The organism is Candidatus Sulfotelmatobacter sp. (assembly GCA_035504415.1).
Classification (GTDB): Bacteria; Vulcanimicrobiota; Vulcanimicrobiia; order Vulcanimicrobiales; family Vulcanimicrobiaceae; genus Vulcanimicrobium.
Genome location: DATJRY010000020.1, coordinates 72,970 through 85,354, shown reverse-complemented (window position 1 = coordinate 85,354; position 12,385 = coordinate 72,970). Strand labels below are relative to the sequence as shown.

Sequence of the window (12,385 nt, the reverse complement as noted above, 5' to 3'; positions counted from 1 at the left end):
CTGCTGCAGCGCCTCGTCGATCTTGGCCTCGATCCCGTCCTTGCGCCGGCGCAGGATCGCTTGATGAATGCGCACCTCGACCGGCGCGTCGAGATCCTCGTCGGCCGGCGCCGCGCCGTCGCGGTCGACGGTCTTCGCCTCGAAGTGCTCGATGACGCGCTGCAGCGCGTCGGGCCGCCGGTTGAAGACCAGGTCGTCGCACAGCGCGCGCTCGGTAGCGTCGAGCTCGGCGTACGGCGTGACGTCCTTCGGATTGACGATCGCCATGTCGAGCCCGGCCTGGACGCAGTGGTGCAGGAAGACCGAGTTGAGCGCGTGGCGCGCAACCGGTTTGAGCCCGAAGCTGACGTTCGAGACGCCCAGTGACGTCAGCACGCCGGGCAGCGCGGCTTTGATCGCGCGGATCCCTTCGATCGTCTCGACCGCCGAGTCGATGTATTCGGCGTCGCCGGTCGCGAGCGTGAACGTCAGATCGTCGAAGATCAGCGCGCCGGCCGGAACGCCGTACTCGCCGACGACGATGTCGTGGATGCGCTGCGCGACCTCGAGCTTGCGGGCGGCGGTCTTCGCCATCCCGTTCTCGTCGATCGTCAGCGCGACGACCGCCGCGCCGGCTTCGACGACCAGCGGCAGCACGCCGTCGATCTTCGTGCGGCCGTTCTCGAGGTGGACCGAGTTGACGACGGGACGGCCGGCGTAGATCTTCAGCGCCGCCTCGAGCACCTTGGGCTCGGTCGAGTCGATGACGAGCGGCGCCTCGACCGACTGCGCCAAGCGCTTCACGATGGTCGCCATCTGGACGTCCTCGTCGGTGCGCTCGGTCAGCGCGGTACAGATGTCGAGCAAGTGTGCGCCGCCCTCGACCTGCTCGCGCGCGACCAGCGTGATCTCGTCGTAATCGTCGGCGAGCAACAGCCGCTTGATCTTGCGCGAGCCCTGCGAGTTGACGCGCTCGCCGATCAGCAGCACCGTGCCTTCTTGCTGCAGCGCGACGGCCGTCATCGCCGACGCGGCGAGCTGTAGCGGCTTGGGTTCCGGCTGGTGCGGCACGTAGCCCTCGGCAGCGAGCGCGTCGAGTCCGGCGCGGAACACGGCGATGTGCGCCGGCGTCGTCCCGCAGCAGCCGCCGATCGCGTTGACGCCGAGCTCGCGCACGAACGCGAGGAGCTCGCGCCCCATCTCCTGCGGCGTCTCGGGGTAGATCGTCTCGCCCTTCGGACCCATGCGCGGCAGTCCGGCGTTCGGCACGACGGCGACGAAGCAGCGGGAGTTCTCGACGAGATAGCGGATCGGATCGCGCATGTGCGCCGGTCCGGTCGAACAGTTGAGACCGATGACGTCGATCGGCAGCGCGTCGAGCGTCGCGCAGACCGCGCGAATGTCGGTGCCCAGCAGCATGCGGCCGGTGACGTCGAGCGTCGCCTGGGCCTGGATCGGGACGCGGCGCACGCCGCGCGCGAACGCACGCGTGATCCCGGCGATCGCGGCCTTCATCTCCAGCAGATCTTGGCTCGTCTCGAGCAGCAGTAGGTCGACGCCGCCGGCGATCAGCGCGTCGGCCTGCTCCTCGTACAGTTCCGCCAGCTGGTCGAAGGTGATCTTCGAGAGCGCGGGGTCGGACGAGGAGATGAGCATCCCGGTCGGCCCGAGCGAACCGGCCACGAAGCGCGGCCAGTGCGCGGTCGCGAAGCGGTCGGCGGCGCGGCGCGCGATCTGCGCGGCGGCGACGTTGACCTCCCAGGTCTTCGCTCCCAGGCCGTACTCGTCGAGCTTGAGCCGCGAGGCGGTGAACGAGTCCGTCTCCAGCACGTCGGCTCCGGCCGCCAGGTAGTCCGCGTGGATCTGCTCGATCACGTCGGGCCGGGTCAGGACCAGCGCCTCGTTGCAGCCGTGGTACTGGGCTCCCCCGAAGTCCGCGTCGCTGAGCTGGCGCGCCATCAATTGCGTCCCCATCGCTCCGTCGATGAGCAGGACGCGGTCCCGCAGCGCCGCCAGGTAATCCGCCATACGGGCAGTTTCGGCCGAGCGGCATCGGCACTCCGTCCCGCGAATGTCCACCAACCCGTAAATGGAAAGCGTTGGACAGCTGACTTCCCGCATCGACATGCTCGCGGCACTGGTGCGGGCCGCGCCACCCGCGGCCGCGTTGCGCGACGTCTACGCCGCGCTGCGCCTGGAGGAGCTCGTCGGCTCCGCCCGGTTGGCCGGTGCCCGGCTCGACCAGACGGAGGTGCGCGTGCTGCTCGACCGCGGCCGGGCGCTGGGCGGGCACCCGCTCGAGGCCTACCTCACCGTCCGCGGCTACGCCGAGGCCGCCGCCTGGGCCGTCCGCCGCGCCGCCCGGTTGGCCCCGATCACGACCGAGGACCTGCGTACCCTCCATCGCCTGGCCACCCGCGGGCTGGCCGAAGACCCGGGCGTCTGGCGGACGCGGACCGTCCCGCCGTTGCCCGACGGCACCGTCCCGCCGCCGCACTGGCTGGTGACCTTCGAGACCGAGACCTACGTCGGGCGGCTCGCCCTCGACGCCGACGCCCCGGCGCCGCTGGCGGTCGCCCGTGCGCTTGCTCGCTTGGTCCGCTTGCAGCCGTTCGCGACCGGCAACGGCCGCGTCGCCCGGCTGGTCGCGAACGTGCTGCTGGCGCGGCGCCGGCTGCCGCCGCTGGTCCTGGACGCGCGCGCCCGGCGCGGCTACCGCGCCGCCGTCCACGAGGCGCTAGGCGGCGATGCGACCCCGCTGGCCCGGATCGTCGCGCGCTCGGTCATCGGCGGACTCGAGCGGATGCGCGATGCGATCGAGGCGCCGGCCGGACTGGCGCCGCTGGCCGAGCTGGTCGCGCCCGAGGAGCTGCAGGCTACCTACAAAGCCGCGCAGCGCGGGCGGCTGCGCGTGGTGCGCAAGGAGGGACGTTTGCTCTCCACGGCCGATTGGGTGGCTCAAGCACGGGCCTCACGGCGTGTGCCGACCGCCCGACGCTACCGATAGAGTAAGGTGATGAGAGACGCGATCGTCGCTTATGTGTCGATGGAGATTGCCGTTGCGGCCGACGTCGCCACGTACAGCGGCGGCCTGGGCGTGCTGGCCGGCGACGTCATCCGCGCCGCGGCCGACGCGGGCTACCCGATGGCGGGCGTCACGCTGCTCTACCGCGAGGGGTACTTCCAGCAGCGGCTCGACGAGCGCGGCCGTCAGCACGAGAGCCCGCAGCGCTGGAACCCCGAGGACGCGCTCGAGCATCTCTCGACGACGATCACGCTGACGATCTGCGGGCGTCCGGTCGTCGTCGGCGTCTGGCGTTACGACGTCGTCGGCGTCGACGGCCACCGCGTCCCCGTCTACTTCCTCGACACCGATCGCCCCGAGAACGACGAAGCGGCACGCGCGCTCACCCAACGGCTGTACGGCGGCGACGCGCGCTATCGGCTCGAGCAAGAGACGCTGCTGGGCATGGGCACCGTCGCGATGCTCAACGCGCTCGGCGAGACGCGCGTGACGACCTACCACATGAACGAGGGGCACGCGGCGCTGCTCGTGCTCGCGCTGCTCGAAAAGCTGCGCGGCACCGCGGGCGACGCGAACCCCGAGGATCAGCTGGCGCGCGTGCGCGAGCACTGCGTCTTCACCACCCACACGCCGGTCGCGGCCGGGCACGACCGCTTCGGGCTCGATCTGGCGGCTGAGGTGCTCGGCGGCGAACGGGTCGCGCTCCTGCGCGCGGCCGACCTCGTGCGCGACGACCTGCTGAACATGACCTTCCTGGCGCTGCGCGGGGCGCGCTTCGCGAACGCGGTCGCGATGCGGCACGGCGAGGTCGCGCGCGCGATGTTCCCCGGCTTTCGCATCGAGGCGATCACCAACGGCGTGCACGCCGGGACCTGGACCAACGCGGCCTTCGCCGACCTGTTCGACCGGCGCGTCGCGGGCTGGCGGCGCGACAACTTCGCCCTGCGCCAGGCCGCGGGCATTCCGCTCGACGAGATCGCCGCGGCGCACCTGACCGCCAAGCACGAGCTGATCGTCGCGATCGCGTTGGCCGAGAACAAGCAGCTCGACTCGGGCAAGTTCACCATCGGCTGCGCGCGCCGCTCGACCGGCTACAAGCGCAACGACCTGATCCTGCGCGATCACACGCGCTTGTACGCGTTGGCGCAGCGCTTCGGCGGCCTGCAGCTGGTGTTCGCGGGCAAGGCGCACCCCAACGACGAGGAAGGCAAGAACCAGATCGCGCGCATCGTCGCCGCGGCCAAGGCCTCCGACGGCCTGCTCGACGTCGTCTTCGTCGAAGGCTACGACATGACGTGGGGCGCGGCGCTCACCTCCGGCGTCGATCTGTGGCTCAACACGCCGCGCCCGCCGCTCGAAGCGTCGGGGACGAGCGGGATGAAGGCCGCGCTCAACGGCGTGCCGAGCCTGAGCGTCGCCGACGGCTGGTGGATCGAAGGTGCGGTCGACGGCGTCACCGGCTGGACGATCGACGCCGCGACGGGCGACGACGACCTGCGCGCGCTCGACCAGCTCTACAAGCGCCTCGAGCAGCAGATCCTGCCCCTCTACGCGCACCGCCGAGCCGACTACCTGGCCGTCATGCGCAGCACGATCGTGCTCAACGGCTCGCACTTCAACGCCCAGCGCATGCTGGCCGAGTACGCGATCGAGGCCTACGCGCCGACGGCGCACGCCGCCCCCGGCGTGCGCCCCGAACAGCTCCGCGCCGTCTAGTGGCTTCGGCTTCGCCGAAGCCTTCGCGTTCGGCCTATGGCCGAGCCGCCGCGCGGCGTTTCAGGCCGAGGTCGGTCGTGCTCGTGACGCCGTAGGTCCAGGCGATCGTCGTCGAGCTGGAGATGATCCCGGTCTTGAAGCGGTAGTCGTTGTCGGTTTCGGTATAGGTCGAGCAGACCCAACCGACGCCGGCCGGCACGAAGTAATCGGTCTGCGTGCGCGTGCGCAGCTCGAAGTTCATCGGGCGCACCTGCGTCTCGTCGTAGGCGATGGCCCAAGCTTGCGTCGCGACGGTCGAGGGGACGTTGCACGCCGGGGGAATCGCCACCCAGCTTTCGGTGTCGTTCCACGCGAACAGCGGTTGCACCGGCGCGCCGCCGCCGGGGTACCAGTCGGCCGCGTCCGAGGAGCTCGTCGGCCCCGGTGTAGGCGCGGTGGTCTGCTGGACGACCGGAATGACGTCGCCCGATCCGCTGGGCGCGGGGATCGGCAGGCCGATGGTCGTCGTCACGTTCCCGTCGACGTTGGTGGCCGCGCCGGCCGCGGTTTGATTCAGCGCGATCGTCCCGGGCGCCGTCTCGACGAACGACGCCGAGCCGTCCGCGTGGTACGCGAACGTCGCGGTCTCCGCGCCGCTGTACGCCTCCGTCAGCGGGTTGCCGGTGTTCGACCAGCTCCGCGTCGCGTGCGGCAGCACGTCGTCGATCCACGCGCCGGGGTTGGGATACGTGTACAGTAAGGTCGTCGTGCCGGCCAGATCGCCGGTCGGCGGCGAGGCAAAGCCCCACGGGTTCGCGTCGACGACGGCTTCGCCGTAGCGATACAGCGTCGAGCCGGTCGCATCGAGCGTGTAGGCGCGGTAGTCGTCGTAGGTGTACACCTCGGGGCTGGCCAGGGCCGTGGGCGCGGTCTGCGTGTAGCTGACGACGTGGTTGGTGTCGATGGTGCTCACGCCGTCGAAGCTCGCGCTCGCGTGGACGGTCGCCTCGTCGGTCATGCTGTAGGCCCACGTCGACGGGCTGGGCATCGGGCTGCCCGCAGCGGTGTAGCTGGTCGTCACCACCGTTCCGGCGCCGCTGAGCGTGCGCGTGTGCCCAAAGCCCCAGAAGCGGTCGGCGACGTACTGGAACGTGCCCGGCGTCACGGCCGCGGTCGAAACGCCGGTGGCGCCGGCCCCGATCTGCGTCGCGCCGACCGGCAGGCCGGCGACGTTCAACACGCCGCCGTTGGCGTCGGTCGGCGCGTACGTCAGCGTCACGGTCGTCTGCGGCGAGGTGACGCTGGTCGTCGAGAGGGCGGTCACGCCCGAGGTGTCGGCGTTGCTGAGCGTGATCGGGTTGGCGTACGCGGCCGGGCCGACGATCGTCGCGCCGCTGGCGTCCTGCGCCGTCACGACGACCGGCAACGCGGTCGGGTAGCCGCCGGGGACGAGGTCGTTGCCGTTGGTGACGCTGACCGCGATCGCGGCGACGACGCCGTCGAGCGTGATCGGGATCGTGTTGGCGGCGTTGTTGCTGACCGTTCCGGCGATCGACGCCGTCGAGAGCACGCTGCCCGAGCCGTTGGGCCCGGCGTACAGCGTGACCACGAAGGTGTCGCCGCCCAGTGGTGCCGCGACGACGATCGCGCACGTCAGGCTCCCGCCGGCCGGCGTCGTGCAGTTCGGGGAGCTCGGCGTGAGGTTGGCGAGCGTCGGCGTCGCCGTCCCGCTGCCGGTCGCGATCGCGATCCCGATCGACTGCGCGTTGGGCGAGATGTACTTCGGCGTTCGCGTCTTCGCCGCGGTCCCGCTCGCGGCGGGCAGCGTCAGCGTGAACGTCGCCTTGGCCAGCGTGGCCGGCGCGGCGCTGCCGCCGCCCGGCGTCACGGTGCGCGGCACGGCGGGTTGGCTGGTGCCGCCGCCGCATCCGACGATGGTGGCGGCGCCGGCGATCAGCAGGAGTCCGATGACGGAGTGGTGTCGCACGATTTCCTCCAAGCTCGCGTTCGCGCCGCTATTGGACCGGCAGCGTGGTGGTGGTGACGCCGACGGCGATGCTCGCCGTGCGCGCTTGCGCATCGGCGACGCCGATCGTGGCCGTACCGGCCGCGACCGCCGTGACGGTGATCGTCGTACCGCTGATCGACGCGGTGGCGACCGCCGGGTTCGACGAGGTGACGGCGTACGCGCCGGCATAGCCGGTCGGGTCGCCGATCGTCGCGCTCGCCGTTTGTCCGGCCGCCAACAGCGCGACCGACGCCGGCGCGACGGTGAACGGCGCCGGCGTCGCGGCCGGAACCGGCGCGATCGACGGCGCCGGCGTGGGCGCCGCCAGCGCCGGGCTCACCGCGTAGACGGCGAAATACTCGGGCACGTTCGCGGCGAAGCTGAACGGCGACGCGCTCGCGGGCGGCGCGAAGGTGAAGGCGTTGGTACCGAGCGCCGCCGGGCCTTCGAAGCCGAGCTGCCAGCCGAGACTCGGCCGCGTCGGATCGTACAGCGCGAGATAATAGTTCGCGCTCGGCAAGCCGGACGGCACCGAGAACGCGAAGCCGGGCGCGTCCGGCAGCGTCACGCTGGCCGAAAACGCCAGCTCAACGTACAGCAGCACCGAGATCGGCGTGGACGCCTGCGTCCGGCGTGCGGCCGCCGCTGCGCGAGCGATGCTCAGCGCCGGCACGCCGGCGGCGGGCGCACTCGCGCCGCTCGCGATCGTCTCGGCCAACGTCGCGTTCGCCGGCGCCGAGGACGGCGTGGGAAGCGCGAGCGTGCCGCCGTAGCCGCCGGCCGAGGGCAACGCGACGGAACCGCCGTCCGCCGGCAGCGCGACCGCGCTGGTGGCGCTGAACGCGCTCTGCGCGGGCAACGGCGGCGCGGTCGGCGCACCGGTAGGCATCGGCGTCGCCGTCGGTGCACCGGCCGGTGTCGCCTGCGGCGAGGTCGTCGTGCCGCAGCCGGCGACGACCGCGGCGAGGAGCAGCGCCACCGTTCGTGCGGCGCGCGCGGAGATGAGGGGCGTTTGCGTGAGCACCTTCGAGCCTGCCTTTGCGGAGCCGGGTCCGGCCCAGCGTAAAGACGGCGCGCGCTCGCGACCATGGGGGAAAACCCTACCGGGCAGGGAGTTCCCGCCGGTAGGGTGTGCGGCTAGATCGTCGCCGGGTGTTGCTGCGGGGCTCCGGCGACCTCGTCGCCGCCGTCCGGCGGCGTGTGGCGGCCGTGCCCGATCCCGAAGCGATCCTCGATCCAGGCGATCAGCACGTAGAGCACCGGCGTGACGAACAAGTTGAGCACCGTCGAGACGATCATCCCGAAGAACACGACCGTGCCCAGCGAATGGCGCGCGTTGGCGCCGGCACCGCTGGCGAACACCAGCGGCGTCACGCCGAGGATGAACGCGATCGAGGTCATCACGATCGGCCGAAACCGCGTCTCGGCGGCGCGGATGACGGCGCTGCGCGCGTCCAGGCCCTGTTCGCGCAACTGGTTGGCGAACTCGACGATCAGGATCGCGTTCTTGGCCGCCAGTCCGATCAGCATCACGTACCCGACCTGCGCGAACACGTCGGAGGTGATGCCGAACAGCTTGAGCCCGGTCAACGCACCGAGCAGCGCCAAGGGCACCGCGAACAGGATGATCAGCGGGTCCAAGAACGACTCGTACTGCGCCGAGAGGACGAGGAACACGAACACGATGCCCAGCGCGAAGATCAGCAGCGCCTGCGAACCACCCTCGATCTCCTCGCGCGAGATCCCGCTCCACTCGTAGCCGAAGCCCGGCGGCAGCGCGTTCGCCAGCTTGTCCATCTGCGCGATCGTCTGACCGCTGCCGAAGCCGGGCGGCGTACCGCCGTCGATCTCGATCGAGCGGTAGAGGTTGAAGTGGCTGATCGTGTGCGGGTCCTTGACCTGCTTGAGCGTCACCAGGCCCGAGAGCGGGATCGCGGGCGCCGTCTGCGAGACGCCGTTGACCACGACCGGGTTGTCGCTATGGACGTAGATCGTGTCCAGATCGCTCAGCCGCGACCGGTACGGCGCGTCGGCTTCGACGTAGACGCGATACGTGCGCCCGTTCATGTCGAAGTCGTTGACGTACACCGAGCCGAGGTAGACCTGCATCGAGCCGAAGATCTGCGTCAGGTCGACGCCCAGGCTGAGCGCCTTGTCGCGGTTCACGTCGACCAGCACCGTCGGCTTGTCGGAGCGGAACGTCGTGTAGGCGTTGGAGACCGCGCTGCCGGGAGCATACGTTTGCCCGATGATCTGCCCGGCGGCCTGCTGCAGCGCCGGGATGCCGTTCCCCGCCCGGTCCTCGAGCTCGAAGTTGAAGCCGCCCTGGAAACCCAGGCCGGGGATCGATGGCGGGTCGAAGGCGAACGCCGACTGGCGCGCGTCGGGCAGCATGAACAGCGCGGCGTTGACCCGGTTGATGACCTTGTCGAGCTCGTGCGCCGCACCGCGCCGCTGGGCCCACGGCTTGAGGCCGATGAACATCGTGGCGTAGTTCGAGCCGTTGCCGGTGAAGCCGAAGCCGCCCGCGTCGAAGACGTTCTGGATCTCGGGCTGCCGGCGGAAGATCGCCTCGATCTCGCGCTGCACGACGTGCGTTTGGTCGAGGCTCGAGCCTTCCGGCGTCTGCGCCATGACGATCATGAAGCCTTGGTCTTCGTTGGGAATGAAGCCGGTGGGCATCGTCGTGTACCACCAGCCCGTCACCGCCAGCGCCACCGCGAACAGGATCATCACTAGCCCGCGCCAGCGCATGATCCCCGGCAGCGCGCCGTGGTAGGCGGCGCGCGTGCCGCTGATCGCGCGGTTGATCGGCCGGAAGATGCCGCGCTCCTGGGTGCGCTTGCGGAGCAGCAACGAGGAGAGGACCGGCGTGAGCGTCAGGGCGTTGAACAGCGAGATCGAGATCGAGCAGACGATGGTCAGCGCGAACTGTTTGTAGAGCAAGCCGGTCGTGCCCGGGAAGAATGCGACCGGAACGAACACCGCCAGCAGCGAGAGCGACGAGGCGACGACGGCGCCGGTGATCTCGCGCATCGCTTCGCGCGCGCCCTCGAGCGGCGACATCCCCTTCTCCTGGATGAAGCGCGCGACGTTCTCGATGACGACGATCGCGTCGTCGACGACCAATCCGGTCGCCAGCGTCATCCCGAACAGCGTGAGCGTGTTGATCGAGAAGCCCAGCAGCTGCATGAGGAAGAACGTCCCGATCAGCGAGACCGGGATGGTGATCGCCGGGATCAGCGTCGTGCGCCAGTCCTGCAAGAACAGGAAGATGACGAACACGACCAGCAGGATCGCCAGCGCCAAGGTGAAGGTGACCTCGCGGATCGACTCGCGCACGAAGTCGGCCGAGTCGAACGCGATCGCGTAGTGCATCCCGACCGGGAACTTCGACTGCATCCGATCCAGCGTGGCACGGATCTGCTGCGAGACCTGGAGCGCGTTGCCGCTCTGCAGCTGCTCGATCCCCAGACCCACGCCGGGCTTGCCGTTGAACCACAGCGAGCCGCTGTAGTCCGCCGCGCCCAGCGTGACCCGGCCGACGTCGCGCACGCGTACGAAGCCGCCGTCGGGGTTGGGCCGGATGATGATGTTGGCGAACTGCGTCGTGTCGCGCAGGCGGCCGGTGGCGCGCACGCCGTACTCGTAGGGCTGATTGCCGTTGGTCGGGGGCGCGCCGATCGAGCCGGCCGCGACCTGCACGTTCTGCGCCGTCAGCGCGTTGACGACGTCCGATGCCGCCAGCCCGTTGTCGGCCAGGCGCTTGGGGTCGATCCACAAGCGCATCGCGTACTTGCGCTCGCCGAAGACCAGCACGTTGGAGACGCCGGGGATACGCTGGAGATCGTTGGTGACGTTCGTCTCCAGGTAGTTGGTCATGTAGATCGGGTCCCAGCGCGGGTCGTCGGACGTGACGCCCAGCGCCATCACGAACGTCCCCGAGTTCTTGGAGACGGTGACGCCGATCTGCTTGACCTCGGTCGGCAGGTCGCCCTGAGCCAGGTTGACGGCGTTCTGGACGTCGTTGGCGGCCTGATCGAGGTTCCGGTCGAGGTTGAAGGTGCAGGTGATGGTCGAGGTCCCGTCGCTGCCCGACTGGGACTGGATGTACTTGAGCCCCTGAACGGTGTTGATGGCCTGCTCGAGCGGCGTCGTCACCGACGCCTCGACCGCCTCGGCGCTGGCCCCGGTGTAGACCGACGTGACCGTCACCACGGGGGGCGCGATGTTGGGGTACTGCGCGATCGGCAAGATCGGCAGCGCCACCACGCCCAGCAGGAGGATAACGAGCGAACAGACGGCCGCGAAGATCGGGCGCCTGAGGAAGAAATCGACCACGGAAGCTGGGACTAAACTGTGATGCGCAGGGTTGCCGTCGGCAGCTCAGTGAAGATTAATTTCTTCAGGCAGCCAGCCGTCGAGCGCGGCGACCTCGCCGACGACCCGCCCGGCGACGTTTTTCACCGCCAGCCGGGCGTGGGAGGCCAGCGCGGCGCGCGCCGCGGGGTCGAGCACGCGCACCGCGTCGAGCACGGCCAGCGTCGCCGGTGCGGCGGCGCGTCGGCCGCCGTCGATCACCTTGAGCGCGAGGCCGAGCCCCGCGTCGAGCAACGCGTCGCAGTGCACGGCCTCGGCGCCGGACTTGGCGGCGATGCGGCCGCCGGTCGCGACCATCAGGTCGGTGTCGAAGCGCCCGGTGCCGGCGACGTACCACGGCTCGGCGGTCATCGCCGCCGTCACCTGCGCGAGCGCGACCGCGTCTTCGTCGGCCAGCCCGCGCAGCGTGGCCATCCGGGCGAACGAGCGCGCGGCCCGGTGCAAGGTGGTCGCGTAGACCGGAATCCCGCAGCCGTCGACGGCGAGCTTGTCACCGGTGAAGACGTCGTCGCTGACCCGTTCGCACAGAGCGATGATCGCGCGCTGCGCCGGGTGCTCGGGTTCGAGATAGCCCTCGAGCGGCGCCCCGAGCACGCGCGCCAGCGCGAGGATCCCGGCGTGCTTTCCGCTGCAGTTGTTGTGCAGCTGCGTCGGCGACTCGCCGCGCGCGGCGAGCGCGGCGGCCGCCGGCTCGTACGAGGGCGGATGCGCGCCGCAGCGCAGATCGTCGACGCTCGCGCCGATGCGCGCCAGCATCGCGGCGACGACGTCGACATGGCCCGGTTCGCCGCTGTGCGAGGCGCACATGACGGCCAGCTCGCGCTGACCGAAACCGAATCGTTCGAGGACGCCGGCGCGGACGGCCGCCGCGGCGATGAACGGCTTGGCCGACGAGCGCAGGAACACCGGCGTCTCGATCGTGCCGAGCTTGAGGACGACCTCGCCGTCCTCGTCGCAGACGCAGGCCGCGACCGCGTGCAGCGACTCGACCCGCGTCCCGCGGCGCACCGCGACGGCCGGTACCCCGGCCAACTCCCAGAACATGACGGGGACGCGGCGTACGGCTGACCGTCGCCCCGTCCCTCTTCCGGACGCCTAGACCGCTGCTGGGCTGAACGACGAGCGCGCTTCTTTGCGCTCGTCGCAGGCGTCGTGGTCGATACAGCGCCTACCGCCGCCGACCAGCGCGGGCATGGTCTCGGTCACGTCGACCGAGCGGCCGCACTCCGCGCAGAGCACGGCCTCGAAGTGGCGATCGTCCGGAGTGCCCATGTCCGTATCTTCCCCGAACCGGGCAC

Annotated in this window: 8 protein-coding genes; 2 read left to right on the top strand and 6 right to left on the bottom strand. The window is 70.5% G+C overall.

What is annotated here, in order from left to right; translation table 11 throughout:
- On the bottom strand, positions 1-2,007 hold a 2,007-nt coding region (locus VMD91_17875; GenBank protein HTW85944.1), incomplete at its 3' end, for a homocysteine S-methyltransferase family protein.
- A gap of 61 nt (positions 2,008-2,068) precedes the next feature.
- Between VMD91_17875 and VMD91_17870 the strand changes: the two genes are divergently transcribed.
- Together VMD91_17870 and glgP are read left to right on the top strand one after the other, a co-directional pair.
- Positions 2,069-2,986: a Fic family protein gene (locus VMD91_17870; protein HTW85943.1), complete on the top strand. Its 918-nt coding sequence runs from the start codon at positions 2,069-2,071 to the stop codon at positions 2,984-2,986.
- Between the two features lie 9 nt (positions 2,987-2,995).
- Positions 2,996-4,720, top strand: a complete 1,725-nt coding sequence (glgP, locus tag VMD91_17865) for an alpha-glucan family phosphorylase (GenBank protein ID HTW85942.1) — start codon at positions 2,996-2,998, stop codon at positions 4,718-4,720.
- 34 nt (positions 4,721-4,754) lie between these two features.
- On the opposite strand, the gene VMD91_17860 is transcribed toward glgP, so the two are convergent.
- From VMD91_17860 to VMD91_17840, 5 genes are all read right to left on the bottom strand, one after another.
- A complete protein-coding gene (locus tag VMD91_17860) occupies positions 4,755-6,686 on the bottom strand; it encodes a hypothetical protein (GenBank protein HTW85941.1) in 1,932 nt (643 codons plus the stop codon).
- A gap of 28 nt (positions 6,687-6,714) precedes the next feature.
- Positions 6,715-7,686 carry an Ig-like domain-containing protein gene (locus tag VMD91_17855; GenBank protein HTW85940.1) on the bottom strand — a complete coding sequence of 324 codons (972 nt, stop codon included), beginning with the start codon at positions 7,684-7,686 and terminating at the stop codon, positions 6,715-6,717.
- Positions 7,687-7,844: 158 nt separating this feature from the next.
- Positions 7,845-11,048, bottom strand: coding sequence for an efflux RND transporter permease subunit (locus VMD91_17850; GenBank protein HTW85939.1), 3,204 nt, complete (start codon positions 11,046-11,048; stop codon positions 7,845-7,847).
- A 45-nt stretch (positions 11,049-11,093) separates the two neighbouring features.
- Positions 11,094-12,131: an asparaginase gene (locus VMD91_17845; GenBank protein HTW85938.1), complete on the bottom strand. Its 1,038-nt coding sequence runs from the start codon at positions 12,129-12,131 to the stop codon at positions 11,094-11,096.
- A 51-nt stretch (positions 12,132-12,182) separates the two neighbouring features.
- Positions 12,183-12,359: a hypothetical protein gene (locus VMD91_17840; protein ID HTW85937.1), complete on the bottom strand. Its 177-nt coding sequence runs from the start codon at positions 12,357-12,359 to the stop codon at positions 12,183-12,185.
- Positions 12,360-12,385 lie beyond the last annotated feature (26 nt).

Bases quoted from the DNA above. Each gene is read 5' to 3' on its own strand.
- VMD91_17840 (HTW85937.1), bottom strand. From the start codon at position 12,359: ATGGGCACTCCGGACGATCGCCACTTCGAGGCCGTGCTCTGCGCGGAG.
- VMD91_17845 (HTW85938.1), bottom strand. From the start codon at position 12,131: ATGTTCTGGGAGTTGGCCGGGGTACCGGCCGTCGCGGTGCGCCGCGGG.
- glgP (HTW85942.1), top strand. From the start codon at position 2,996: ATGAGAGACGCGATCGTCGCTTATGTGTCGATGGAGATTGCCGTTGCG.
- VMD91_17870 (HTW85943.1), top strand. From the start codon at position 2,069: ATGGAAAGCGTTGGACAGCTGACTTCCCGCATCGACATGCTCGCGGCA.